Here is a 24,971-nt window from a genome sequence, read left to right as displayed (position 1 = left end):
AAGTCACAGGGATTTTTTCATGAAAACCGAAAATGACATTTTCGTGAACATTATGAACTAAACTATCAACAAAAGAACACAATATTGCGTTAGATTTTTGCAGCGTGCTAGATATTCATAAAAAACATGGAGACTACTATGAAGATTTTACGCTGTTTAGTTATGGTCTTTGCGCTTGTGTGTATGTTCGGTGCTGCTTCTGCTCAGGCAAAAACTGTCCTTAAATTAGGGCATATTGCTGAACCCGTTCATCCGTACGGACAAGGTGCAACTAAGTTTGCCGAACTTGTTACTCAGAAATCCGGTGGCGAAATTGTAGTAGAAGTTTTCCCTTCCTCCCAGCTTGGTAGTCAGAAAGATCTGGTTGAAGGTCTTGTTTTTGGCACAGTCGATATGGCTCTTGTCGGTACCGCAGTGCTTGGTCAGTTCCAGCCGCAAATTTCTATTTTTGATCTTCCTTTCCTTTTTGCTAACCGCGATCACGCTTACAAATCCCTCGATAGTGTTGGTATGAAAATTGGTAAGCAGCTTGAACCAAAAGGTATTAAACTGCTTGGGTACATGGAAAATGGTATCCGTCACCTTACCAACAACGTACGCCCTGTTAATACTCCGGAAGAAATGAAAGATCTTAAAGTTCGTGTCATGAACAATAAGGTTTTTATTGAAATGATGAAGTCTCTCGGTGCGTCTCCGACTCCTATGGCTTTCAGCGAATTGTACTCTGCAATGCAGCAGGGAATTGTTGATGGTCAGGAAAACCCGAGTGCACATATTTGGACAAAGCGTTTCTTTGAAGTTCAGAAATATGCTTCTAAAACTGCTCACGCATATTCTCCAGAGCCAGTATTGATTTCCATGGCTGCATGGAGCCGTCTTGATAAAGATCAGCAGAACATCATTCTTGAAAGTGCTAAAGAAGCAATCGCATGGCAGCGTAATTTCTCTGCAGAAAAAGATCAGGCATACTGGGATAAAATTCAGGCTTCCGGAAAAATATCTGTAATCGAAGTTGATCGCAGCGTTTTTAAAGAAGCAACAAAACCAGTATATGCAAAGTTTGCATCATTAGTCGGTCAGGATAACTTAGACGCAATTGAAGCGTTACAGTAGTTATCTCGTCCCCTACACATTGTACCCCTGTGACCACACCACGTTGCAGGGGTATAGATATATTTAGGAGGAAAGATGGATTCTTTGCTTAAACGTCTCCGTACGGTTTTGTATTGGGTTTCGGTAGGTTGCATGAGTGCAATGCTGTGCATAATTTTTATGCAAGTAGTTACCCGCTATGTATTTGGATATACATATGAATGGTCAGAAGAACTCGCACGTTTTTTATTTGTATGGGTAGTGTTTCTTGGTTCTGCACTCATTATGGGGGAGGGCGGACACTTGGCAGTAACCCTGCTTGTAAGCAAGCTTAAAGGACGACCTTCAGGAACTGTTCTCCAGTTCTTTATTAACATTTGCAGTTACATTTTTATAGGGTTGCTGTTTACGCAAGGGTGGAAGATGACATCCATTATGTCCTTCCAGACATCACCGGGGATGGGGCTTTCTATGAGCTATGTGTACGCTATTATCCCGATTTCCGCGGTGTTGATGCTGCTCTATACTGTGCGTGACACACTTCGCATTATAGCTGACGCACGTGGAAAAAATTCTGCTGAATTAGCAGAGAGCTAGGGGCACAATATGGAATATTTATTTATTGGTGGCTTCTTAGCACTTACGCTTGTTGGTGTTCCAGTTGCATTTTCGCTGACACTTTCTGTGTCCATGTGCTTGTATCTTTTTACAAACACACCGCAGGTTGTGCTGACACAGGTTATGTACTCCGGCATTGATTCTTTTTCATTTATGGCAGTGCCGTTCTTCATGCTTGCAGGCGCTTTTATGACTGCAGGCGGGGTAACTTCGAGACTTGTATCGTTTTCACAGTCACTCGTTGGATCATTCACTGGTGGCCTTGCGCAGGTAGTAACTGTTTCAGGTATGTTTTTCGCTGCAATTTCAGGGTCATCGGCTGCAACTACAGCTGCAATCGGTACAACAATGGTCGATGAAATGGAGCGTAATGGATACGAGCGCGAAAAGGCTACCGGCATTGTTGCTGCGGCGGGTACTGTAGGTATTGTTATTCCGCCATCTATTACACTGGTTGTGTATGGGGTAGTTGCCGGAGTCTCTATTGGTGATTTGTTCATCGGCGGTTTTGTACCGGGGGCGCTGATGGGGCTGGCTATGTGTCTTGTCAGTTGGTTTTATGCCAAGAAGCATAACCTTACTTCATCACAAAAATTTTCTGTCCGTAATGTTTTTTCATCCTTCAAGGAATCCTTCTGGGCGCTGATGACTCCTGTCATTATCATTGGTGGCATTTACGGCGGCATATTTACTCCGACAGAAGCAGCTGCAGTTGCGGCGGTGTACGGTATTTTTGTCGGGTTCTTTATCTATAAAGAGTTGAGCCTGAAAGATGTTCCTAAGATTATCTTTAATGCGGTAATCGGTACTACCATCATTATGTTCATTGTTGGTACTGCAAAAGTCTTCGGCTGGCTGATTACTAACTTGCAGATTCCGCATCACATTGGGGCGTACATGGTATCCATTACGGATTCGCCGTTCCTGTTCCTTCTTATGATGAACGTGCTGTTGTTGGTTATCGGTACACTTATTAACGCATCGGCTGCGGTGGTAATTCTTACCCCGATTTTCCTTCCGGTTGCTGTTACATTAGGGATCGATCCACTCTTCTTTGGCGTACTGATGGTTGTTAACTTGGCAATCGGGTGTATCACTCCTCCTGTCGGGCTGGATTTATTCGTTGCGAGTGCTATTACCAATGTTCCGATTGAGCGAGTGATGCGAGCGACGATGCCTTATCTAGGGGCGCTGCTTGCTGTATTACTCTTTCTGACGCTGTTCCCCGACGTGATTCTCTTCCTCCCAAGGCTATTCTCCTAGCCTGCAAATAATAAAAAAGCTCCGTCTGATCTTTCAGGCGGAGCTTTTTGTTACTGAATTTTATCGGTACCGGTATCTGTTTACCGGACGTCCCACAGGAGCATACTGAGGTTCAAGTGTCACCCTGCTGATTTCAAGTAAATATTCTAGATAGCGCCGTGCTGTAACGCGTGAAATGCCTGATTGATTAGCGGCTTCCGCGGCAGAAAGAGGAACCGTCGAGCTTTTGAGCGTGGTGCAAATCTTTTTCAGGGTGAATTCCTGAATTCCTTTGGGAAGTTCCAGTGTTGCCTCTTCTGCTGCAAAGTTGAGCATTAAGTCGATTTGCTGTTGCTGGTATTTTTCACCAATATTTTGCCGTGCGATGAACTTTTGCTGATAGTTTTGTAGCGCCTGTTCTAATCTTGAGAATGCAAACGGCTTTAAGATGTAATCGAACACGCCGGAGCGAAGACATGTGTTAACTGTGTCATGCTCTTTAGCTGCTGTGATAGTAATTACATCGACGGGCAATTGTTCTGTTTTAATGGTGTTCAACACATCGATTCCGTTTTTAACCGGCATGAAAATATCAAGAATGACAAGATCAACATCGTGTTCCAGCAAGTAATCGATGGCATCCTGACCATTTTCCAGCACGGTAATGACAGTAAAACCGGCAAGGCTTGATACGTATTTGCTATGAATATCTGCGACCATCGGGTCGTCTTCAACAATTACTACAGATATTTTCATGTGTTTCCCATTGGTTGGGGGTGAGCAGGAAAAAATTTAATACGCCGTGCTGATAGAACATGCGGAGACAATAGGCAGTGTTATTGTAAACACTGTGCCCTGTTCCGGATCAGATGAGAAGCTGGCGTTGCCGCCGTAAAAATCGGCAATTTTTTTTACGAACCGGAGTCCTAATCCTCTGTGTCCTTCTTTACTGCTTTGTGGTTGCGAAGAGAAGAGGGTAGACGCAATGTTGTCTGGTATGCCTCCACCATTGTCATGCACTTGCAAACACAATTCGCTGTCTCCGAGCAGCATTGAAATATGGATTTCAGGAGACGATACTCGGCTGTGCTCGACAGATTCAATGGCGTTTTCGATAAAGTTACCAAGAACCAGAGTGATGTCCTGCGATGGAATTCCAATGTCATTAGGGATAAAGGATGGTAGCGAGAGTTCAATATGAATATTTTTTTCTTCGCATGTCGCAAGCTTACCGTAGAGAAGACCGCGAACCACAGGTGATTCAATATTGTTTTCCAACTGTGAAATAAGTTGGGTGCATAATTGGGCACCTTGAAGAAGCAATGTCTCTGCTTTCTCATATTCTTTGAAGTGGAGTAGGCCGAGCAGGGTGTGAAGCTTGTTCGAAAATTCATGAGCTTGCGCGCGTAATTCGTCCGTAAATTTACGAACCCCTGTGAGTTCTTCCGCAAGTCTGTGAGCCTCGCTTCGGTCGCGGAAACAGGCGAGTGCACCGACTTGCTTATCTTGAATGATGATGGGCTGTACTGTTACGAGGCAAGGGATTCCACCAAGCTTTCGGTAGGTATCAAAAATTTCTTTTCCAGATGAGAGCACATCTTCCAAATACGAGTTAGGGAGGACTGTCGATATATGTCGTCCAACAGCATTCTGCTTCAGTTTCAAAATTTTCTTTGCTGCGCGGTTGATAACGGTAATGCGTCCATGCATATCCACAGCGATGATCGCATCTTTAACAGATTCAATAACCATCTGATTTTCAGAAAGAAGTTTTGCAATTTCGTGTGGTTCGAAGTTGAGCATTTTCTTTTTGATTCTTCCGGCAAGGAAAAAGGCTCCTGCAATAGAAAGAGGGAGGCATAAAAAGAAAAGAAGGACTATTTTGTACCAGATAAGGTACTTGGCTTGGTACGTCTTAGTGTTAAGAATGCCGACGCTAACAGCTCCAACTTGTGTCTCTTGGTAATAGACAGGAACAAATGCTCGCAGAGACGCCCCAAGTGTTCCCACAGCACGCGAAACGTAGCGCTTACCGGAGAAAACTTCTTTTTCATCACCACCGACAAATGGCTTGCCAATACGGGCGGCAATAGGGTGCGAGAGGCGAATTGCATTCATATCCATAACGACCATATAGCTGGCGTTGGTTTTAGCTCGTAACTTTTCAACAATTGTTTGAATAGAGTTGCCGTGGGGTGTTCCGTTGAAGAGCGTTTCTTGAACAACCGGCATGGAAGCGGTAGAGTCTGCCAGAGCCATAACGTATTCGGACATGCCTTCATCGATAACCTGCGCAGATATGTTCCCGCTGATTGCCGCCACACAGAGTAAGATAAATAGATTAAGCAAAATAGTAAGGCCGGCAATGTGGTATTTAATGCTTAATCTTTTTTGCATGTTGCATCCTGTACTTGTTGAGTGAACATAAAAATGTAGAATCTACGTATTTTTTTCTCTTACTTAACCGGATTATAATAAGCTTTTTTGATACTGAGAACAAGCTGACAAAAGAGTAGGTTACCCATGTTTTATGAGATAGTTGCGAAAAGACTGTTGCGTAAAAAAAGTCCAATGCGCCAAGGTTTTGAAAGAATGAATAAAAAAGAGTCCTGTAGCTTGTGCCTACAGGACTCTTCTCATTTCTATGGGAGAATTTTTTATTTTCCGAAGCCGCAGACAGGGTAGCGGCATTCAGCACAGCCTTCACAGTATCCACCGTGTCCAAGAGCGACAATATCGTCGATGGTAACTGGAACGCCTGCTAAAATTCTGGGGACAATGACGTCGAAGACACTGGCCTTGTAATACATGACACACCCCGGCAAGCCGAGTATCGGAATATCTCCGAGCTGCGCGTACATAAACATAGCGCCCGGGAACATTGGAGCGCCATATGTGACGACATCTGCTCCAGAAGCTCGAATTGATGCCGGAGTCTGGTCATCTGGATCAACAGACATACCACCTGTCAGCACAATAAAGTCGGCACCTTGTTCAACGAATTCATTGATAGCCTTGACGGTGAGCTCTTGTGAATCTGACACGAGCTTCTGACCTAGTATGGTGCTTCCGTATGAAGAGAATTTTGTGTGGATAACTGGTCCAAACTTATCTTCTATGCGCCCTTTGTATATTTCGCTGCCAGTTATGATGACGCCGACCTTACATTTCTTGAGAGGGCGTACTTGAATGAGCGGAGCATTGTCGCGAAGAATTTCTTCAGCTTCAGTAACAATGTCTTCAGGAACAACCAACGGGATTACCCGTGTTCCTGCAAGTCCTCGTCCTTTTTTAACAAGCTGCATAGTATGGATAGTTCCAAAAATGACATCCTGCACAGAATTAAGCTTTGTGAGCGCATCAACATTAATATCCAACAAGCCGGTATGGGCAGCGGTAATGTTTACTTTTCCTTCAGAAGGGGCGCTATCTTTCAGCCCTTGTCCCATTGCAGCGGATGCGATGCGCTCTGCCGCATCATTTTCGTGCACATATCCATCTTTTGGGTCGAAAACATAGAGGTGCTCTTTGCCAATATCCAAAAGAGTTGAAACATCCTCTTCAGTGACAATGTGCCCTTTGTGGAATGCAGGCCCTTTTTCTCCGTTGGGAACAATGCGTGTAATGTCATGACAGAGCATTGTTCCAATGGCGTCTTGTACATGTATAGTCTTCATAGTTCACCTGAAAAGTAGGTTAATAGCGGGATGATGATCGGCTTGGTGTCCAACCTTCCGCACAGTATTCTTTAAAGAAAGAAGCCAGCCCAAGGGCAACAATGCCAAGAACTGGAAGTCCCACAACAATTGATGCTGTTTGAAGCACTGACAACGGACCATCAATAAGCATGATGCCTATAGGCAGGATACTGAGTGAAACAGCCCAGAAAAGTCTGTTCCAACGGGCAGGCTCCTGATCTGGTTTCAGCATGGTTGTTGTTGTGGCTGCAAGAGCAAAGGAAACAGCATCAAAGGTAGTAGCCATTGAAATAGCCGTTACAAGCGCAAACATGGTTTTGTAGAATGAGGCAAACGGAAGGAAGTCTGCAATAGCCATGATGACCGTTGCACCTTTCATTTCTTGTACCATGCTGATGGCGTCAAGCTGTCCTGTCAGTTGCAGATGTAATCCAAAGTTACCAAAGATGAGGTAAAACATGGCGCAGCCGGAAGATGCCGCGATCACAGGACCTAATACAACTTGACGTACGGTGCGCCCGCGAGAAATTTTGGCAATGAACAGGCTCATAAACGGCGCATACGCGACAAACCAAGCATAGTAGAAAATTGTCCAAGCCTGCGTGAATCCTTCATGTCCTACGGGGTCCATCCATGTCGCCATGCGGAAGAATTCTGAAACAAGAAGACCGACAGAAGAAATTGCCATGTCAGTCAAAAAGACTGTCGGGCCTGCGATGAAAACAAACAGCATGAGTCCGAGCGCAATATAGACGTTGAAGTCGGAAAGTCTGCTGAGACCTTTTTTAAGTCCAAGGCAGGATGTGGTGGAGAATATTAGTGTAATGACAACAAGAATAGCTACCTCAAGCCCAAAGGAATGTTCGATTCCTGTAACAGAAACAACTCCGGCGGCAACAATAGGAATACCAAGACCGAGAGCCGTTGCTGAACCTGCAATGAGTCCGGCCATAAAGAGTATGTCGATAACTTTACCAGGCCAGCTGTAAACGCGTTTCCCAAGGATGCCTTTGCAGGTTTGGGATATGTTGAGGATTGGAACATTCTTTACGTAATAGCTGTAGCCAATCGGGACGGCTAATATAGCATAAATAGACCAGCAGATAGGCCCCCAATGGAACATTCCATAGGCGCATCCCCACTCTGCAGCTTTCCATGTTCCGGCAGGTTCACCGTGCATTGGAAATGCCATGTAGTATGCCCAGTCAATAGATCCACCGAACATGATGCCTGCTCCGACACCAGCGCAGAACAGCATGCCGATCCATGAAAAGGTAGAATATTCAATGGTATCACCCAGCCGCTTTTGGCTTAGCGGGCCAAAGGCAAACCAGAGGATAATTCCAAAGGCTCCAAGAGCAGCCAGCATATAAAGCCAGCCCATTTCAACCGTAACAAAATCGAAAAGATTATTGATAATGAGTTCTCCCTTTTTAGGGAAAACAAGTAGCGGGAAACAGCTCGCAATAATGAGAGAGAACGCACCGAAAAAGCATATTTGGCAAATGGTACGATTCGAAATTTGTGAAGAGGCAAGCAAAGCTTCAGTGCTTTTTTGAGAATCCATGTAGCGCCCCCTTGCAGCATGATACTGAAGTTATGGAGTGGCTATGATGTGATAACCACTTCGGTTTGTGTGTCAGAGATGTTGAAAATTTTTCTGTGCTGAGCAGTGCACGCAAGCCATGTGATATCAGTCGGGTGTTGGCTCTGTTTTGAGTGGATGGTTTCAACAGCCTCAAGTGTGTTCGGGATGTCCATCTTGTTTAAAAAAACATATTTCTGGCTTATTGCAGGGCAGTGCTGAAACAAGCCTTTGGGCGATGTCGCCAATGTGATCAAGTCGGCTGGGGTAATAGTTTCCCCGTAGCCGCGTCCCGTAAGTTCGGTGAACAATTCATGTCGGTGCACCGTGTGATTTGAAAGCGGAGCATTGAGAGCGTCCAGTCCCATAACACCGATGCAGACTTCTGTTTCAACGGGGATAACTGGCTCATGCTGGTTCGGTGCTTTTAGTGGCTTGCGAGCCGCACCGTCGCCTTCCACTAGAATACAATCAGCAAGTTTTGAATGTAGAAGCATTGAGATATCTTCTGGAGATATTCCAATAAGTTTTTGCAATTGAGCATCATAACGGGACGCCACGGTCACTGTAGAATGAATTTCCAGAGCAGATGCAATCTCGGCTAAAAAGTCGGATGCATCTGCCTGAAGAATTACTTCTCCTGATTCTGGAAAAAACATCTTTGTCGTTGTCGTGGTGATAACGCGTTTTCCCATTCCTTTAATTGCCGAAGCAATCCAGAACATAATAGATGTCTTACCACCCGCACCTGTCAGCGTAATTAGCTGAGGCAGGGTGGGGAAAAGTACTGTATGTTTTGGGATAGCTTGGCTGGACATGGGTTACTTCTTTGCGAAAAGGTGCGCGCAAATTGCTTCAAGCACGCCGCCACCAATGGATAAGGCTTTATCGGAAACTTCACCGCAGTAGGCCGGATCGTTACGAGGGTCTACATCAGCTATTTTGGTGCCCTTTTGTACCGGTGTTCCGTTTGGGAGAAGGCCACGGAGAACACCGTCAATGGTTGCTGTAATCGGCTGAGTATTTACGTAGCCGATAAGATCGCCTTTTTTGAGCATTGCGCCGATATCGCTTTGAGTCGTAAATACTCCAGCTTCATCAGCCCAGTGAACACGCTCTGTTGTAAAGCCTTTTACAGAACCGGGAACGCCCGTGTTGGGAATTGCTGAGCCTTCTGTAATGACTCTGCTCAAGTAGTGCCCACGCTTGGTTTCTACAGAAGCATGAACATCTTCTCCCGCAGTAAAACCAGGTCCAAGACCAATGACGAGCGGTGCCATTGAAATTTTGGTGCCGATGTTTTTCTTGGCAATAATCGCATCAATAAGCACATCTGGTTTAACAGTTTCCAAACATGTAGCCTTAGGGTCACAAATAACTGGAACCATACCTTTAGCCCAGACTTCTGATATCTCAGAACACTGAATGCAGTGTTTGGCCGTAATTTCTTCTACGGTCACTTCCTGATGATAGATCGCTTCTGAAAACACAACTTTGCGGCGAACAGCCAGCGGCTTTTCTGTTTCAAGCATGACAATGTTTCGCATTCCGGCTCGGTAAAGTCGGAGTGCTACGCCAGTGGCGAGATCGCCAGCACCACGGATTGCGATTGTAGGTATCAATGTTTTCATAAAAGCCTCTCTACAGTCCTGTATCGTAGCGTTTGAGAAGCAATTCATATTGCTCCTCAGTGTCTACATCAACAAACGGGCCGATTTCGTTAATTTTAACTAATCTGATAGGAAGTCTCGGGGTTGCAAGCAATGGCCTTGCGCCAGTGTCGCCCTCAAGCTCCAATACTTTTTCAAACCACTGTTGCGGAATCGTAATAGGATTACCGCGCATCCCTTCTTGCATGGGAATGACCCAATTGTGCGGTTCCTGAGAAAACGACCAGATAAGGTGGTTTATGACCTCAGGAGTAAGCAGCGGCAGGTCTCCGAGCAACGCCATCGCGCCTTGTGTTTCATCTGGAAGGCTACGGATTGCAGCTTTCAGTGATTCAGCTTGGCCGTCTGTTCTTCTTGGGCTGTACACAACGGTGCACTCCGCAAGATCAAGTTGTGATTCAAGTTCAGAATCGACAGGAAGAACAACAACGATAGAGTCCAAAAGAGACTCGCGTGCGGCATTAATTACATGCTGCACGATTGGTTTTCCTCGAAAAGGCAGAGACAACTTATCCCTGCCCATTCGGGTTGAAGTACCGGCAGCTAAAATGACGCCTGTAATGGCAGCTTTTTTTTGCTGTAAGTTTTCAGTCATGAGTAGTCGTTATTTTGCGCATCCAATGAGTGCATCGTGGACACTGGTTTTTGCTAACTGCACTTTATACAGGTTTTGGAAGAGCGGTTTAGCGTCTGCAACAGCGGCTTCGGCGGCAAGTTGTGCTGTCTCTTCTGTGAGCTCTTTTCCTATAAGGAGCGCTTCAGCGTCTTGGCATCTGCGAGGGTTGTTATGCACTCCATTCAAGCAAATACGGGCTTCTGTCACCTTGCCGTCGGAATACGACAGTGAAGCTGAGCAGTTAACTAACGCGAAATCGACGGATTTTCTGTATGCTATTTTTATAAAGCTACTTTTTGCGTTTTCGACAGGTGTTGGCACGAAAATTTTTGTCACAATCTCATTGCGATCAAGAATTGTTGAACCTGCACCGTTTTCTGCGCTGAAAAATTCATCAATTGGAATTTGTCGTTTGGTGGTTGTTACAACAGCATTAAGTGCAATAAGAGCCGGAGCTGTATCACTCGGGTTAACTGCAATGCATTTGCTAACTGCGCCGAAAATGGAGTGGAAACGATGATCGCCCGGAACAGCTAAACATCGTTTTCCGCCTTTACGTACACAATCAATACTGCCACCAATTTTGTCCGGATACCTGTAGTACCAGCATCGGTTTTCCTGACAAATGTTGCCTGCGATGGTTCCCATGTTACGGAGAATAGGAGAAGCAGTTCTACGAGCCGCTTCAGCGAGTCCCGCCCATGTTTTCTTAACAGATTCGCATTCTGCAATCTCTGTAAGCGTAACAAGTGCACCAATATGTAAACCATCTTTTTCCACCGCAATGGTGTTCAATGCGGGAATGGTTTTGATGTTGATGATGGCTTCTGGGAATTCCATCCAGAGGTTATCTTTAAGGCAACCCATTAGATCACTGCCGCCAGCGATTACGTAGGATGAATTTTCGTATGTGTCTAATAATTTTACAGCTTCTTCAATTGTTGAAGCGTCAAAATGCTTGAAGCGTTTCATTATTTTTTCCTCCGGGAAGGCTGAATCTTACCAAGACCCGTAAGGATTTTATCTGGGGTGAACGGGGTCTCAATAATTCGCACACCAGTCGCGTTGAAAATTGCGTTAGAGAACGCTGCAAGGGATGGACAAGCCGCACCTTCACCACAGGCTGTTGCACCGAACGGATGGGTCGGATCACCCGGCTTTTCGATTACAATCGGTGTTACTTCGCAATCCATGGTCGTGCAGTGGCGGTAGTCAATCCAGTTAGGAGTCATAAGCCAGCCGTTACGTTTGTCTGCAATGCAGTCATTCGCAAGCATGGCGTTATCAACACCATGGCGGGATGTGGAAAGCTGACCTGCAACAATTTTCGGGTTGAGTGCTTTACCGACGTTTTGCGCCATGACCACATTTACATTCGAAATCATGCCTGTTTCAGTATCAATATCTAAAGAGATAAACTGAGCGCCTTTTTCTTTCGGAATGTATACCTGATCTTCTTTACCGTCTTTTAAGCCGTTAGGATGCGGTGAGTTGTTGACGTAATAGCCAGTCACTTCATGGATGCCGCCGTAGTGTCCACGCGCACCGAATGCTTCAGCAAAAGAGAGCCCTTTCTCTGGTTCAGCCGTAATGAAGATCCCTTTTTCATTAATGCTTAATGCCAGAGCAGGGACGCCCAGTTTGGTCGCGGCAAGTTCAAGAACCTGTCGTTTTGCATCCATAGCGGCTTCATACGTTGCCCAGCCCTGAATCCACGTGCCGCAACTGTTTGCAACAAGTGTCGCAAACGGTGTTGAATCAGTATCATCACAAACCAAGCCGACCTTTTTGTATGGAAGGCCAAGTACGTCTGCAACAATCTGGCACTGAACTGTGTGCTGTCCTTGTCCGATATCAGCAACCGCGCATACGAGAGCTGCGGAACCGTCCGGATAAATTTTGACCATTGCCTCACTGGAGTTACCCGGGCCCGGGCGACCTGCGCCCATTGCAAAAATAGCAACCCCGAGTCCGTGGCGAATTCGGCCTGTTTTTTTGCTTGGATGAACCCACTTATTTTTCCAGTCTAAATATTCTGCACCTGCATCAAGGCAGTCTCTGATACCGGAAGAAGAAATGTATGCAGATTTGTAGACAAGCGGGTCCCAGCCGGAGTCAATGTCGCCTGTGCGCATGCAGTTCTTTTTGCGAATTTCAACAGGGTCCATTCCCATCTGTTCTGCTGCAATGTCCATGGTGGTTTCTACAGCAAAAACACCTTCAGGTGCTCCGTATCCCTGCCAACCGGCAGCTGGAAAACGGTTTGTATGCACGTAGTGGATTTTGCCTCGCTGGTGCTTGCAGTTATGTGCATAGAGCACAGAACCGGTAGCGAGCATGGCGTTTTTAGCAGGGTATTTGTCTCCGCCGGAGCCGGTTTCCTGCCAGTGTGCCAAATCCATGGTGGTTAATGTACCGTCTTTTTTAAAGCCGATTTTGACATCGGTTATGCTGCCTCGAGACCAGCCGGAAACCATTTCTTCTTCTCGCGAGTAGGCGCAATGAACTGGCTTTTTAAGATCAAGGCAGGCAAGGCTGGCAATAAGCAGATAATGGGAGGCTATATTGCGATCGAGTGGGAATGCGTTTTTTCCGCCGAAGCTTGAGCCTGTGAACGGTGATACATAGTTGAGCATGGTTGAGCTGATGCCGAGTGCTTGCGCCAGACACAGCTTTTCATCATGCATGCCCTGAGAATGTGTGTGGACATGTAATTTGCGACCGTCAAAGTTAGCTGTACAGCCGCGTGGCTCCATTGCCGGAGACTTGCAGTAAGCGTATTTGAGGTTCTTTTGCTCAACAATCACATCTGCTTCTGCAAAGCCTTTTTCAATATCTCCAAAGCCGTTGTATTCGGCAGGAGTTTTTGTTTTGAACAAGCGCGTCTCTGGATCGCGATCGCTAAGCAGGGCGTGAAATTCCCAATCATTGCAGTTCGGAATTCCTTCAAAAACTTGTGGTGCATCCGGCTTCATTGCGTCTTCAAGGCTGACAACGAATTTTTTCTTTTCGTATGTAACATCAATCAGCTCTAAAGCTTCTTCTGCAATGGTTTCGTCATCTGCGATAACAGCAGCAACCAGATCACCTACATAATATAAAGTATTACGAAACGCTTTTGGGTAGTTCTCGTGTGTCATTACGAGGCGGACACCTTCAAGTGCTTCTGCCTTTTTGGTATCTATGGTGAGAATAGTAGCTGCGGGATATGGGCTACGTAAAATACGAGTTTGCAGCATGTCGGGGAAGATGAAGTCAGCATAATATTTTGCAGCGCCGGTAACACGTGCAGCACCGTCTTTCTGACGCACAGAGGTGCCGATGGAATTGGCTTTAATCATGTGCTTGCTCTCCGGACATTTTTTTTGCTGCACTGCGTACTGCGTTAAGAATGTGTTCATAGTTGTTGCAGATACATATGTTGCCACCAAGCGCTTCTTTAATTTCTTCATCGCTTGGCAAAGGATTTTTAAGAAGCAATGCTTTGGTAGACAAGATCATGCCCGGTGAACAAAAGCCGCATTGTGCGCCGTATTCTTCAAGCCATGCTTCTTGAATCGGATGAAGTTCACCGTTTTCTGACAGGCCTTCAATGGTCTCGATGTGTTTATTCTCTTGCTCAATGGCGAGAATCATACAGGCTGGGACTGCTATTGAGTCGATGAGGACAGTACATGCACCACAGGCACCTTCTCCACATGCTTCTTTAGTTCCTGTGTGCCCACAGTCGTTTCGAAGAACTTTAGAAAGGGTCCAGTGCGGCTCAACATACAGCGAATGTGTTTTGTCGTTGATATTGAGGTGTATGAGTTTTTGCTGTTTGGTCTTTTGCATAATGACAAATCCTTACATTGTTCATTATGTGCGGCGTAAAGGTAGGTCGCACAGGGGCGCACCGATGGGCGCTTGGCAGGGATGAAAAGTACGGGTGGAGAATTTCTCCACCCGTGAAAAGGAGCTATCGACTACGCCTCGTTAAGAACGGTCTCAGTTTTTTCAACTGATTTTGGAGTGCGGCTTGCCCACACAATACCACCGATAATGAGCGCTCCACTGATGAGATGAACTGTGCCCATTGTTTCACCGAGGAATACAAAGGCGAATAATCCACCCCATAACGGGAGGCTGTAGTAGATCATGCCGGATGTTGCCGGTCCGGCATATTGGAGACCGAGGTTCCATGTGAACCATGCAATGATGGATGAGCATACTGCTGAGAAAACGATACTGAAGAAAACGATGCCGTTCATGTTAAAGACCATTGATGGCTGTGTAGATTCCCAGATAACGCATGGGAGAAGCATCAGCACAGCAAAGAATGACATGAGGGACAGAATAGTAAGTTGTGAGAGACCTTCTGGGATTTTACGCAGGATAAGGCTGTATACAGCAAACCCGACAGCAGCCAGAAGCATAAGGAAGTCGCCTGCTGCAAACTGGAGACCGAGGAGTCGGGACATTTCGCCGTTACAGACGAGATAGAAGGAGCCAATAAGTGCGACAGTACAACCGAGCCATGTGTTAGTAGATTGTTTTTGTCCCATCATTGATGAGATAATAACAATAAAGATCGGTGTGGTAACAGAAATGAGTGACAAGTTGATTGCTGATGTTGTCTGAGCAGCGAAATAGCTGAGCGGAGAGTAAGCGGCAACACCTGTTAAGGCTGCTGCAAGAATTTGTGGCAGGAATTTTTTAGCAATCGGCCACTCTTTTTTTACTTTTGGAAGAGTGAACGTGCAGAGGATGAGCAGAGCTACAAACCAGCGTGTAGCACCAAGTGTCATAGGGGAAATTTGACCTACAGCAAGGCGTGCAACAACGAAAGCACCAGCCCAGAGCATTGTGGCAAGTAATGCGCAGGCAATTCCGAAATATGTCTTGTTCTTAAACATTAAAACATCTCCCTTCTAAATAGTTTCACCTCGTTAGTGTGCTGTTGATGTAACAGCATCCTCTCTCGGGGGATGATGCACGGGTAAAAACAGAGCAATGTATCGTTACGTTTTAAAGATACTGTGACGATTGTTCTTAAAAGTATGCACCATCATTTGTGGTAGTTATAAAGCAAGGGATGTGCCAAGAATGACACAAAGGGTTTTGTTAAAAATCTTTTTAATTTCAAATAGTTGTCACTCTAATAGGCTGTTTAAACACTCAGTGTTTAAGTGTGTTTGAGTCATCAGGGACTCAAAATAACGAGAATAATGGTTTTGCAAGGACTCTCTTTGAATCAAAAGCGGGTCTTAGAGTCAGGACTGACTCATGAAATTACAATTTTGTTGTCGGGACATATTTTCGAATGAGGCGTGATGCGCGTGACTGGCTAATATTAAGCGCTGTAGCAACTTTTCTACTGGTCCCGTAAGCCTTGAAAGAATCAATAATGAGTTGGCGTTCAACTGCTTCAAGTGCTTCATCAAGGTTGTCCGAAGCCATAACAAGCGCGGCAGGGTTGCCCTGTGTTTCGTAAATAGAGGCAGGAAGATGATCGACAGAGATAATCTCGTCTTCAACTGTTACAACAAGCCGTTCTATAAGATGTGCCAGTTCACGAACGTTACCCGGCCATGTGTATTGACTGAGAAGTTTACGTACGCCAGATGCGAGTCGTTTTCCTTTTCCATGCAATTTTCCGTATCTATTAAAGAATAGATGGATGAGAGGAACGAGGTCTTCCGGGCGTTCTCTGAGCGGAGGGATGGTAATGTCAAAAACATTCAGGCGGAAATAAAGATCCTGACGGAATGCGCCGCTTTCAACCATAAGATTCAGGTTGCGGTTTGATGCGGCTAAAATGCGTACGTCAGCCTTGACGGATTCGGAACTTCCAACAGGGCGGTATTCCAACTCCTGTACAGCATAAAGGAGTTTTGCCTGCATAGGGAGAGGGAGTTCGGAAATCTCATCAAGGAACAGCGTGCCGGCTTTTGCTTTGGCAAAAAGTCCGCCGCGAGTTTTTGTTGCTCCTGAAAAAGCACCTTCAACATGCCCAAAAAGTTCCGATTCAAAAAGTTCATGCGGAATGGCTGCACAGTTTACTGTAACAAATGGTTTGTCGGCTCGATTGCTGTTTGTATGGATGTACTTAGCGAGAAGACTTTTGCCGCAACCGGATTCTCCAAGCAGCAGACAGGGGGCGTTTACGTTCGCGACTTTCTGCGCATCAGAAATAGCCTTCTCCATTCCTGCACTACGGTAGATGAGGTATTCTGGATGCGTTTTTGAAGATTGTGGCTCTTCAGTCACCAGATCTTCAGCTCTTGGAATCATTTTGTCATGATAGTTATCACGAATATTAAGCATGACGTATTCAACGTCCTGTTTTTCATCAAAGAAAGGTGTAGCTATGGTGAGTACTTGTAATCCGAGATATGTCTGTTGCATTTGCTTTGCTGGGCATTTTTTCTCGTAGATAAGCGGAAGCATTGGGCGATCCCATGCCTTATGCTTTCGTACAACGTCCCAGAACGGCATGTCTATGAGCTCTTGCTGGGTGAAACCATAATGACGTTCGCATGCTTTGTTGACGTAAAGCATACGGTAGTTGTTGTCATAAATAATGATTTCATCATGCAGGTTGTCAATAAGTGTGGCAAAGGTTTCGAAGTCTAAGCCAAAGTGGTTTGTTTTGCTCATTGTGTCATCTCGTTTTGGTAGTCAAAAACAGTTTCATATAGATGAGTGGCAATCTGTGAGTACGAATTATTTTACTACTACATTGAGATTGCTGTGTTTACTGCTGATGCAAGTGCATACTTACTCGACAATTGAATTTTGTACAGTCTCTTCGACTTAGATTCAGTTTGAAACAGCGCTATTCGGGGCTTCAGGAGAGTGGTGTTAGAGTTGATATGTTAAATTAAACATAGTTCTTTCGGTGGGGTTATAATCAAATAGCTATACAGAATCATTATAACAATCCTATATTTAAATAAATATCTAAGGACGGTTTGGTCTTTCCAAGCAAAGTTATGTAGCAGGTAAAGGAGTCTTCTTTTTATCGCTGCTAGTTTTTCTTATCAGATCTTTGGAGGCACTGTATGGCTCAGGATTATGTCTTTCCGGGAACAGTTGCACAGGCAGTATCTATGTTAGGTCAGTCTAAGGGACGGGCTAGAATTATTGCAGGTGGCACAGACCTTGTTCTCGACATGCGCGATGGTAAAATTTCTGTCGACACGCTAATTGATTTACGCGCAATTGACGGAATGCAGCGCATAACAGAGGAAAATGACTCCATATCAATTGGAGCCAACGTCACTCATGCTCAAGTCGTTAAATCATCTCTTCTTAGGCATCATGCACCGGGGTTAGTAGATGCTTGCCGAAAGGTTGGTTCGCTACAGATTCGTAACGTTGCAACTGTTGTTGGAAACGTTGTGAACGGCAACCCAGCTGCTGATGCAGCTGTTGCTTTGGCTTGTCTTGATGCAACCGCGACGGTTGTTGATGAGCAAGGTTCCAGAAGTCTTCCATTTAGCGAGTTATATGCTGGAATATGTATTTCCTGCATTAACAGCAGTAGTCAGGTTGTGACTAATATTTCGTTTCCTAAAAAGAATGATGGAGAAGGCTCTGCCTATATCCGTATGGAACAGCGTAAAGCGTTATCGCTCCCTATGCTTAATGTTTCTGCAAAGGTTCGTGTTACTGGTGCGAAGTTTGACGGGGTGCAGTTGCTGATGGCACCTGTTGGTGCCGGTCCTCAACATGCAGTAGCAGCAGAAGAATTTTTACAGGGAGCAGAAATTACAGAAGAAAACATAAAACAAGCAGGCGTGCTGGCAAGAGAGCAGGCTACCTTCAGAAGTAGTGCTGTTCGTGGTTCCAAGGAATACCGCATAGGAGTTCTTCCTGTATGTGTTGAACGAGTGCTGCAAGCTGCGATAGCTGATGCACAGCAAGGTTAGATGGGAGAATCTGTATGTATACTAAGCTCGTTTCGTTTGTTTTGAATGGTGAGCCAGTTTCTGTTCGTGTTGATCCGTTTGAACTGTTTGTGGATGTCCTGCGCGATAAGCTCTACTTAACAGGTACAAAGAAAGGTTGCGGCGAAGGTGGCTGCGGTTCTTGTACTGTTCTTGTTGACGGTGCAGCAGTAAACTCTTGTTTGATGCCGGCAATGCGGGTTGATGGAACTTCTGTAGAGACAATTGAAGGGGTAGAAGAAAACGGAGAACTACATCCGCTTCAAACCAGCTTTATCGAGAAGGGCGCTGTGCAGTGCGGTTTTTGTACTCCCGGTATGATCATGTCTGCGAAGGCACTTTTGGATAAAAACAAGTCGCCTTCCAAAGAGCAAATTCTCGAAGCCGTTTCAGGAAACATATGCCGGTGCACAGGATATGTGAAAATTGAAGAAGCAATTGAGGATGCAGCCCGTACGTTGCGCAAGGATGCGGTGAAAGGAGGGAGTCATGACTAAATTACACGTAGTAGGTAAGAATGTTGACCGGCGTGATGGTGTTGATAAAACAACAGGTCGTGCTCTTTTCACTAGTGATATGGCCTTGCCGAATATGCTGCATGCTAAAGTGTTACGCAGCCCCCATCCTCATGCACGAATTGTAAGTATTGATACATCTGAGGCAGAAAAACTTCACGGTGTACATGCTGTAATGACGCATAAGAATGGACCTAAAAATTTATTCAACGCAGCCGCCCCGATGTTCCTCACAGTTTCCAATTTGGAACGAGTGCTGGATCAATATTTATTTGATGAAATTGTACGGTATGTTGGTGATGAAGTTGCGGCGGTAGCTGCTACAACTGAAGCCATAGCTGAGCAAGCGTTAACGTTGATCAAGGTTGAGTACGAACTGTTGCCCGCTGTGTTTGATCCTGAAGAAGCAATGGGGGCGGATTCGCCTGCATTACATGGCGAGAAGGGATGTACCCCTGAGGGGAAAAATATCCCGGGTGAGATCATTAAGATTCCTTACGGTGACGTAGAAAAAGGTCTCGCAGAATCTGACGTTGTCATCGAAAAGTCCTTCAAGCTTCCTATTGTAAAACAAGTGCAGATGGAAACGCAGAGTGCAGTTGCTCAGGTCAGCGGTAGTGGCGAAGTAACCGTATGGTCGACAACACAGACTCCGCATCCTTCACGCGCAATTCTCGGGAAAATATTTGATGTCCCTGCCAGTAAGATTCGTGTGCTGGCTCCTCCATATGTTGGTGGCGGGTTTGGCGTTCGTATCGGGTTAAGCGGCCTTGCTGAACCAATCGCAATGGGCTTGGCATTGCTGGCAAAGCGTCCTGTTAAGCTTGTTTATTCACGTAAAGAAGATTTTATTGCCTCAGATACTCGGCATCCGGCAACCATAACGGTAAAACTGGGTGCTAAAAAAGATGGCACATTCAACGCACTTGATCTGAAAGCTATTTTTAACACTGGCGCATATTGTGGCTTCGGCACAGAACTCCCCGGAGTATGTGGAGCCATGACGCTGGCAATCTATCGTATTCCGAATCAACGATACTTTGGACATAGTGTTTATACCAACCACACCAGCTCTGGAGCCATGCGCGGTTTCGGCAACCCGCAAGGTAACTTTGCGTTGGAACAAGTGGTAGACATGATGGCGGACGAGCTGGGAATGAATTCGTACGACCTGCGTATGAAAAACATTATGAAGGTGAACGACCCTTGGTGCCTGCCATTCCCATGTTTGAGTTCTGAACTGGCTGAGTGCATGAAACAAGGCTCAGAGGGTATCGGCTGGAAGGATCGTGCGTCGCTTAGGTCATCTGCGCCGAATAAAGTTCGCGGAATGGGGATGGCGGTAGGTACGCACGTAAGTAATGCTTGGCCTTTCTGCGTAGACTACGACAATGCCTACTTTACAGTTCAGTCTGACGGAACTGTGCAGGTGTCTTCTGGTGTGCCGGAAATGGGCACAGGCATTTGTACTTCTCTCGTACAGATTGCCGCAGAGGCGTTTGGCACTGATATGGAAAACATTTCATTGTCATTCGGTGATACATTAACTTCCCCATTTGATATCGGTGGTCATGCGAGTCGTACCTGCTATGCAGCCGGTTTGGCGATTAAAGAGGCGGCGGAGGATGCTAAGCAACAAATGTTGGAATATGCTGCGCCATATTTCGATGCTTCTCCTGATGCCCTTACGTTGCAATATGGCCATATTTTTATGTCCTCAGTTACAGCAATCGGCGAAGCACCTTGTGTGACGTTGGACGACGCTAAAGAGCATCCAAATGGAAAGGTGACCTTAGAGAATATTGCTTATCATGCTCATGTGAGAAACAAACAGTTTATCAGTGTCGGTAAAATTGTTCCTAAGAACGCACCACCATGGCATGTGTGTTTTGCGGATGTTGAAGTGGATACTGAGACAGGTAAAGTTGAAGTCTTAAAACTTACGGCAGCGCATGACGTAGGTACCGCAGTGAACCCGATGATTGTCGAAGGGCAAATTGAGGGTGGTGTGGTTCAGGGCTTAGGGTATGCTTTAACTGAAGAGATTAGATACAACGATAAAGGTGTTCAGACCCATAGCAATATGCATAGCTACATGTTGCCAACCGCTGAAGATATTCCACCGATGGAATCTATTATTGTTGAATCTCATGATCCGACTGGGCCTTTCGGAGCTAAGGGTGCTGGTGAGTGCAGTCTTGTATGTCCTGCATCTGCAATTGGTAATGCCATTGCAAATGCAACAGGAGTGCGATTTACAGAGCTGCCAGTGACGCCTGAACGTATTTTTGCTCGATTGCATCCGGAAGACTAATCTTTGCGTGAGATCTAGCTATATTAGGTAGCTATATCTTATTGTGCTGTATTGCAGCGTGCCGTACTGAGTTCGTTGAATAAATAGAAATACACGAAAAGTCCTGTAGAAGAATTTCTACAGGACTTTCATATTTTCAGATTGGTAAAGTCTTTCTTTAGCCTTTAATATATTTGGTGGTTGCAATTATTCATGGTGATTTTTACAGTGTCTTCTATTGCGCTAACCGATGGGGTAGGCAGTATCTTGAAGACAATACGCCACAGCTGAAGCTGTGATTTTATAAAGGTAATATCTATGAGTAATTCATTAAATTTTTCTGCTGCCATTTTCGATCTTGATGGTACCTTACTATATACTTTGGAAGAAATTGCAGCGGCAACCAACGCGGCTCTTGTTCGTGTTGGATATCCTGAGCACTCTGTTGATGCCTACCGCCATTTTGTAGGTAGCGGTGCAAAAAAACTGGCTTGGAGAGTGCTCCCTAAAGAGAAGCAGTGCCAGGAAGAGTGTGAAGCTTTGTACGCTGTTCTTGGTGAAGAGTACGCTCGTTCGTTGAATACGATTGCTCGCCCGTATGATGGTGTGCTGGAGATGCTGGTTGCATTTGCAGCGGCAGGTAAGCAATTGGCTGTACTGTCAAATAAACCGGATGAGCTTACAAAAGCAGCTGTTAAGAAGTTTTTCCCAACCGTTGATTTTGTGGTCGTTCAGGGCGGGCTTCCAGATGTTCCGCTTAAGCCGGTTGCAGATGGTGCAATAGGGATTGCTGAAAAGATGAAGATTGAGCCAGAACGCATAATATTTGTTGGCGATTCAGATGTGGATATGCAAACGGCTCAAAACGCAGGTATGGTTCCTGTAGGAGCATCATGGGGCTTTAGAGGCGGCGAAGAGCTTGCAGCCGCAGGTGCCAAAATCGTTCTCGAAGCTCCGGTTGATTTGGAATCGCTACTTTAATCGTAAATAATAAAAAACGGACAGTCATGATGACTGTCCGTTTTTTATTATGAATGTGTTTGTGGTGGGCTAAGTGGAATGGGCGTAAAAAGAAGCCATTGAGAGCACAAAAAAGATCATAGATTTTTATCTATGGTCTTTTTTGTTTTAGTAGCGAGTGAGAAACTTTTCCGTACCAAAAGTAGGATAATTATAAAAACGACTAAATACATATGCTTGAGCTAACAAGGGCTTACCTTTAATCTTTACAGTAAGAAAGATCTAAGGAGTTGTTATGCGGTATATAATGATTTGTCTGTTGCTTTTTATTTGCGCATGTAGTCGTTGGGATGCTCTGCCGGACAAGCCTATTCCTGCTCCTAAGATAATTGCTGCGTATACAATGTGTGATTTCAATATGTGCTTCAGGTTTCTTAACCAACATGATGTCATCTCGTTGAACAGGATGCTTTGTGAAGGTCGATGCTTACTTGTGGCAGCAAGGGCTTTTGAGCCTACAATCATCCCTACTGAAGAACAAAACTATATATACGGTATTCTTTACCCTCAGGAAGAATATGTGTTTATAAACAAAGATGCATATCTTGAGTCACCAACGAGCGTTTTGGGTAAGTAATAGTTTAAGCTCATAAGTTCCTGTCTGGGAAGTTATTCTCCATAGCTTCCCAGAAGGACAATTTTTTTATCTGTTCGGCGCAAAAAAATGATTTCCTTCTTACTGCCACTGCCAATATCAGCCGTGAGAGTGACACGGAATGTGTTGGATTTAAAATCCAAAATATCTTTAGGGATATTCTTTTCTTCAATTCCACTAAATTTAGCAGCGTTAAGATACCATGTTGTTTCAAAGTTACTAGTAGGATCATTGCGGTAGAGAGCAATTCTCTCTAGGAAGTCCTCTTTGTTATTGTTCACAACAGGAATGGCAGCAGTCAAAGTTTCATTTGCAGTGTTCATGTTAATAGGCCCTTCTCCCCATATCGTTATGAGGTCGCGTAGGCCACTTATTGAGTCCGTGCCATAATAAAGTTTTTCAATATCGCCCTCTTTGGCTTTGGGCCAGTAGAGGAGGAGCATTTCGTCTGGTGAACGGAATGCTTTTTTTGTTCGGGTGTACGGTATCTTTTGAGCCGCGTACCAAGTGTCGTCCTCTGAGGCTCTAGTGAGCTGTTCACCTTGCCAAATGCGTATTGAAATGAGGAGGTCTTCCGCTGTGCCTGAGGTCAAATTTAAATCGCTGCAGAGTGTTTTCAGCATGCGCAAAAAGACGCCTTGGTATTGTTCAGTAATTTTTTTGGTATTGTTATCAAGTAGCGCAAGCTTGTTAATAGGGAAGAGTGAGTTCTCGTCTGTTATTTCTCCAGAAAGATTACCGCTTGTTAGCTCCTCAGAAATGTCCTCAAGTTCTGTATTAAACAGACCCCATATTTCAAAGTTATAGTCGCCTTTGCTTTCCTTTAAGTCAGTAGCCAGAATTTCTTTTGCAAGCATCCGACCAGAATCACATAGCGTATTTCCAGTGATGGATGATTTAACAAAGACGGAACTTGTGTGATCAATAAGTGTCTCTTTGGATAATTCCATGGCAAGAAAGGATAGCACTACAAGTACAAGCAAAACGATGATGATAATGGTGCCTTGTTCTTTATTACACCCTATGGACGACGGGGTAGGTTGCATTACAGCCCATCCTCCTGAGGTAATGGAATTACAAGCTGATATTGGTATGGTTCGTCTTTTGTCCCCAGAGTAAGGGTCATGCGTATTGCTGTCGGAAGCTGCGTTTTTTCTACGCCCCAATCTTTTTGAAATTCATTATATTCACCATTGTAATACTCAAATACACATTCAGAGACGTCCTCAATAAGAGGATATTTCAGTTCCTTAAAGTCCCCTGTAACTGTGGGGTTTGGGCGTTCTGTTCTGAGAAGTGTGAAGAGGTCGTTGTCTTGTTCTTTGAGGGAGTAGGTAACATATTGTAGCGAGCGGGTATGTTCATGAGTATGAAATGCGAGAGAAGACGTGCTGGCAAATCCAAGCAAGTCTTGTTCGCTAAATGTGTCGCTATCAAGGGTCGCATCAAACTTTAGTCCGCTAGTCTTCATATCAGGAAGCATATAGCGAAAATCATCCTCAACAATGCTTAAAATTGTTCTGCCGGCTTGATCGTAAGCCATACGCTTTCGAGCATGTTGTGATGCGTCTATTACATTGCCGAACAGTGCAAAAAGAGTTGTGATAATGGTCGCCATAAGCGTCATGGCGATGAGTAGTTCAAATAAGGTAAAGCCTGCCTGACCGTTCGATGGGGGAACCTGAATAGGCATCCTATTCTTTGAATAGTTTTTCAATGGTAACATCTCTGTCTTCCTCATCTCCCCATGAAACAGTCAATAGTAATCGATAGATCGCCGCTTTGTTTGTTGCATGCGCTGAAGCATTCCACGTAAACTCCGGATGTTCCGGACGAAAATCGCCAGACTTTCCTGTGCTTGCCGAAAAGCCGTCGTTTTCCAGTTCGAAGAGCTTTTCTCGTGCAAGAACAATTGCAGTGTCCTGCGAACGGGTCTGGGCAAGGTTGTCCTGATTTTGTGTGGTCAGGTTCACTGTCATCATGACTGCTACCCCTAGCAGTACTAAGGCAACCAAAACTTCAACGATGGTGAAACCTTCATTGCCGGAGGATTGTTTAGTGACGAAGTGAGCTTTGGCAGGCTGAATGCAGGGCAT

At 45.2% G+C, this 24,971-nt stretch carries 23 protein-coding genes; 8 read left to right on the top strand and 15 right to left on the bottom strand.

Going from position 1 to position 24,971, the window contains the following annotated elements:
- The first annotated feature begins 138 nt into the window (after positions 1-138).
- The 3 genes from ACZ5V1_RS07985 (at position 139) to ACZ5V1_RS07975 (ending at position 2,973) form a co-directional block, all read left to right on the top strand.
- Complete coding sequence (locus ACZ5V1_RS07985) at positions 139-1,113, top strand: TRAP transporter substrate-binding protein (RefSeq protein ID WP_464391410.1); 975 nt, start codon at positions 139-141, stop codon at positions 1,111-1,113.
- A 75-nt stretch (positions 1,114-1,188) separates the two neighbouring features.
- Complete coding sequence (locus ACZ5V1_RS07980; RefSeq protein ID WP_464391409.1) at positions 1,189-1,689, top strand: TRAP transporter small permease; 501 nt, start codon at positions 1,189-1,191, stop codon at positions 1,687-1,689.
- Positions 1,690-1,698: 9 nt separating this feature from the next.
- Positions 1,699-2,973: a TRAP transporter large permease gene (locus ACZ5V1_RS07975; RefSeq protein WP_464391408.1), complete on the top strand. Its 1,275-nt coding sequence runs from the start codon at positions 1,699-1,701 to the stop codon at positions 2,971-2,973.
- A gap of 60 nt (positions 2,974-3,033) precedes the next feature.
- Here ACZ5V1_RS07975 and ACZ5V1_RS07970 read toward each other — a convergent pair whose 3' ends face one another.
- The 12 genes from ACZ5V1_RS07970 to ACZ5V1_RS07915 form a co-directional block, all read right to left on the bottom strand.
- On the bottom strand, positions 3,034-3,708 hold the full coding sequence (locus tag ACZ5V1_RS07970) for a response regulator (RefSeq protein ID WP_464391407.1): 675 nt from the start codon (positions 3,706-3,708) through the stop codon (positions 3,034-3,036).
- Between the two features lie 36 nt (positions 3,709-3,744).
- Positions 3,745-5,349, bottom strand: a complete 1,605-nt coding sequence (locus ACZ5V1_RS07965) for an ATP-binding protein (RefSeq protein ID WP_464391406.1) — start codon at positions 5,347-5,349, stop codon at positions 3,745-3,747.
- Between the two features lie 260 nt (positions 5,350-5,609).
- The gene (locus ACZ5V1_RS07960) at positions 5,610-6,629 is read right to left on the bottom strand and encodes a molybdopterin-binding protein (RefSeq protein WP_464391405.1); all 1,020 of its coding nucleotides are present in this window, start codon (positions 6,627-6,629) and stop codon (positions 5,610-5,612) included.
- A 19-nt stretch (positions 6,630-6,648) separates the two neighbouring features.
- The gene (locus ACZ5V1_RS07955; protein WP_464391404.1) at positions 6,649-8,217 is read right to left on the bottom strand and encodes a BCCT family transporter; all 1,569 of its coding nucleotides are present in this window, start codon (positions 8,215-8,217) and stop codon (positions 6,649-6,651) included.
- Positions 8,218-8,258: 41 nt separating this feature from the next.
- Positions 8,259-9,053 (bottom strand): selenium cofactor biosynthesis protein YqeC, encoded by a 795-nt coding sequence (gene yqeC / locus ACZ5V1_RS07950; protein WP_464391403.1) that lies wholly within the window; start codon positions 9,051-9,053, stop codon positions 8,259-8,261.
- Positions 9,054-9,056: 3 nt separating this feature from the next.
- The gene (gene yqeB, locus ACZ5V1_RS07945; RefSeq protein ID WP_464391402.1) at positions 9,057-9,866 is read right to left on the bottom strand and encodes a selenium-dependent molybdenum cofactor biosynthesis protein YqeB; all 810 of its coding nucleotides are present in this window, start codon (positions 9,864-9,866) and stop codon (positions 9,057-9,059) included.
- A gap of 10 nt (positions 9,867-9,876) precedes the next feature.
- Positions 9,877-10,500 (bottom strand): nucleotidyltransferase family protein, encoded by a 624-nt coding sequence (locus ACZ5V1_RS07940; protein WP_464391401.1) that lies wholly within the window; start codon positions 10,498-10,500, stop codon positions 9,877-9,879.
- Between the two features lie 9 nt (positions 10,501-10,509).
- Complete coding sequence (locus ACZ5V1_RS07935; protein WP_464391400.1) at positions 10,510-11,493, bottom strand: FAD binding domain-containing protein; 984 nt, start codon at positions 11,491-11,493, stop codon at positions 10,510-10,512.
- Positions 11,493-13,862, bottom strand: a complete 2,370-nt coding sequence (locus tag ACZ5V1_RS07930; RefSeq protein ID WP_464391399.1) for a xanthine dehydrogenase family protein molybdopterin-binding subunit — start codon at positions 13,860-13,862, stop codon at positions 11,493-11,495. Before ACZ5V1_RS07930 ends, ACZ5V1_RS07935 begins: the two co-directional genes overlap by 1 nt.
- The gene (locus ACZ5V1_RS07925) at positions 13,855-14,355 is read right to left on the bottom strand and encodes a (2Fe-2S)-binding protein (RefSeq protein ID WP_464391398.1); all 501 of its coding nucleotides are present in this window, start codon (positions 14,353-14,355) and stop codon (positions 13,855-13,857) included. Before ACZ5V1_RS07925 ends, ACZ5V1_RS07930 begins: the two co-directional genes overlap by 8 nt.
- A 131-nt stretch (positions 14,356-14,486) precedes the next feature.
- A complete protein-coding gene (locus ACZ5V1_RS07920) occupies positions 14,487-15,416 on the bottom strand; it encodes a DMT family transporter (protein ID WP_464391397.1) in 930 nt (309 codons plus the stop codon).
- Between the two features lie 376 nt (positions 15,417-15,792).
- Positions 15,793-17,160 (bottom strand): sigma-54 interaction domain-containing protein, encoded by a 1,368-nt coding sequence (locus tag ACZ5V1_RS07915; protein ID WP_464391396.1) that lies wholly within the window; start codon positions 17,158-17,160, stop codon positions 15,793-15,795.
- A 404-nt stretch (positions 17,161-17,564) separates the two neighbouring features.
- Between ACZ5V1_RS07915 and ACZ5V1_RS07910 the strand changes: the two genes are divergently transcribed.
- The 5 genes from ACZ5V1_RS07910 (at position 17,565) to ACZ5V1_RS07890 (ending at position 22,857) form a co-directional block, all read left to right on the top strand.
- Complete coding sequence (locus tag ACZ5V1_RS07910) at positions 17,565-18,434, top strand: FAD binding domain-containing protein (protein WP_464391395.1); 870 nt, start codon at positions 17,565-17,567, stop codon at positions 18,432-18,434.
- A 14-nt stretch (positions 18,435-18,448) separates the two neighbouring features.
- Complete coding sequence (locus ACZ5V1_RS07905; protein ID WP_373793619.1) at positions 18,449-18,949, top strand: (2Fe-2S)-binding protein; 501 nt, start codon at positions 18,449-18,451, stop codon at positions 18,947-18,949.
- On the top strand, positions 18,942-21,281 hold the full coding sequence (locus tag ACZ5V1_RS07900; protein ID WP_464391394.1) for a xanthine dehydrogenase family protein molybdopterin-binding subunit: 2,340 nt from the start codon (positions 18,942-18,944) through the stop codon (positions 21,279-21,281). Before ACZ5V1_RS07905 ends, ACZ5V1_RS07900 begins: the two co-directional genes overlap by 8 nt.
- 297 nt (positions 21,282-21,578) lie before the next feature.
- Entirely contained in the window at positions 21,579-22,241 is a 663-nt protein-coding gene (locus tag ACZ5V1_RS07895; RefSeq protein ID WP_464391393.1) for an HAD family hydrolase, read from the top strand.
- A gap of 274 nt (positions 22,242-22,515) precedes the next feature.
- Complete coding sequence (locus ACZ5V1_RS07890) at positions 22,516-22,857, top strand: hypothetical protein (protein WP_464391392.1); 342 nt, start codon at positions 22,516-22,518, stop codon at positions 22,855-22,857.
- Positions 22,858-22,889: 32 nt separating this feature from the next.
- Here the strand turns inward: ACZ5V1_RS07890 and ACZ5V1_RS07885 are convergent, their stop codons facing one another.
- From ACZ5V1_RS07885 to ACZ5V1_RS07875, 3 genes are read right to left on the bottom strand one after another with little or no spacing between them, the layout of a single operon-like run.
- Positions 22,890-23,921, bottom strand: a complete 1,032-nt coding sequence (locus ACZ5V1_RS07885; RefSeq protein ID WP_464391391.1) for a type II secretion system minor pseudopilin — start codon at positions 23,919-23,921, stop codon at positions 22,890-22,892.
- A complete protein-coding gene (locus ACZ5V1_RS07880) occupies positions 23,921-24,601 on the bottom strand; it encodes a type II secretion system protein GspJ (RefSeq protein ID WP_464391390.1) in 681 nt (226 codons plus the stop codon). The genes ACZ5V1_RS07885 and ACZ5V1_RS07880 overlap by 1 nt, the downstream gene beginning before the upstream one ends.
- Positions 24,570-24,971 carry a prepilin-type N-terminal cleavage/methylation domain-containing protein gene (locus tag ACZ5V1_RS07875; protein WP_464391389.1) on the bottom strand — a complete coding sequence of 134 codons (402 nt, stop codon included), beginning with the start codon at positions 24,969-24,971 and terminating at the stop codon, positions 24,570-24,572. Before ACZ5V1_RS07875 ends, ACZ5V1_RS07880 begins: the two co-directional genes overlap by 32 nt.

The sequence above is a fragment of the Halodesulfovibrio oceani subsp. galateae genome (assembly GCF_055397225.1).
Note: the sequence above shows the minus strand (reverse complement) of the source record. Positions and strands in the feature narration are given on the sequence as shown.

Coding starts and splice junctions, on each gene's coding strand:
- ACZ5V1_RS07985 (WP_464391410.1), top strand. CDS start 139: ATGAAGATTTTACGCTGTTTAGTTATGGTCTTTGCGCTTGTGTGTATG.
- ACZ5V1_RS07980 (WP_464391409.1), top strand. CDS start 1,189: ATGGATTCTTTGCTTAAACGTCTCCGTACGGTTTTGTATTGGGTTTCG.
- ACZ5V1_RS07975 (WP_464391408.1), top strand. CDS start 1,699: ATGGAATATTTATTTATTGGTGGCTTCTTAGCACTTACGCTTGTTGGT.
- ACZ5V1_RS07970 (WP_464391407.1), bottom strand. CDS start 3,708: ATGAAAATATCTGTAGTAATTGTTGAAGACGACCCGATGGTCGCAGAT.
- ACZ5V1_RS07965 (WP_464391406.1), bottom strand. CDS start 5,349: ATGCAAAAAAGATTAAGCATTAAATACCACATTGCCGGCCTTACTATT.
- ACZ5V1_RS07960 (WP_464391405.1), bottom strand. CDS start 6,629: ATGAAGACTATACATGTACAAGACGCCATTGGAACAATGCTCTGTCAT.
- ACZ5V1_RS07955 (WP_464391404.1), bottom strand. CDS start 8,217: ATGGATTCTCAAAAAAGCACTGAAGCTTTGCTTGCCTCTTCACAAATT.
- yqeC (WP_464391403.1), bottom strand. CDS start 9,053: ATGTCCAGCCAAGCTATCCCAAAACATACAGTACTTTTCCCCACCCTG.
- yqeB (WP_464391402.1), bottom strand. CDS start 9,866: ATGAAAACATTGATACCTACAATCGCAATCCGTGGTGCTGGCGATCTC.
- ACZ5V1_RS07940 (WP_464391401.1), bottom strand. CDS start 10,500: ATGACTGAAAACTTACAGCAAAAAAAAGCTGCCATTACAGGCGTCATT.
- ACZ5V1_RS07935 (WP_464391400.1), bottom strand. CDS start 11,493: ATGAAACGCTTCAAGCATTTTGACGCTTCAACAATTGAAGAAGCTGTA.
- ACZ5V1_RS07930 (WP_464391399.1), bottom strand. CDS start 13,862: ATGATTAAAGCCAATTCCATCGGCACCTCTGTGCGTCAGAAAGACGGT.
- ACZ5V1_RS07925 (WP_464391398.1), bottom strand. CDS start 14,355: ATGCAAAAGACCAAACAGCAAAAACTCATACACCTCAATATCAACGAC.
- ACZ5V1_RS07920 (WP_464391397.1), bottom strand. CDS start 15,416: ATGTTTAAGAACAAGACATATTTCGGAATTGCCTGCGCATTACTTGCC.
- ACZ5V1_RS07915 (WP_464391396.1), bottom strand. CDS start 17,160: ATGAGCAAAACAAACCACTTTGGCTTAGACTTCGAAACCTTTGCCACA.
- ACZ5V1_RS07910 (WP_464391395.1), top strand. CDS start 17,565: ATGGCTCAGGATTATGTCTTTCCGGGAACAGTTGCACAGGCAGTATCT.
- ACZ5V1_RS07905 (WP_373793619.1), top strand. CDS start 18,449: ATGTATACTAAGCTCGTTTCGTTTGTTTTGAATGGTGAGCCAGTTTCT.
- ACZ5V1_RS07900 (WP_464391394.1), top strand. CDS start 18,942: ATGACTAAATTACACGTAGTAGGTAAGAATGTTGACCGGCGTGATGGT.
- ACZ5V1_RS07895 (WP_464391393.1), top strand. CDS start 21,579: ATGAGTAATTCATTAAATTTTTCTGCTGCCATTTTCGATCTTGATGGT.
- ACZ5V1_RS07890 (WP_464391392.1), top strand. CDS start 22,516: ATGCGGTATATAATGATTTGTCTGTTGCTTTTTATTTGCGCATGTAGT.
- ACZ5V1_RS07885 (WP_464391391.1), bottom strand. CDS start 23,921: ATGCAACCTACCCCGTCGTCCATAGGGTGTAATAAAGAACAAGGCACC.
- ACZ5V1_RS07880 (WP_464391390.1), bottom strand. CDS start 24,601: ATGTTACCATTGAAAAACTATTCAAAGAATAGGATGCCTATTCAGGTT.
- ACZ5V1_RS07875 (WP_464391389.1), bottom strand. CDS start 24,971: ATGCCCTGCATTCAGCCTGCCAAAGCTCACTTCGTCACTAAACAATCC.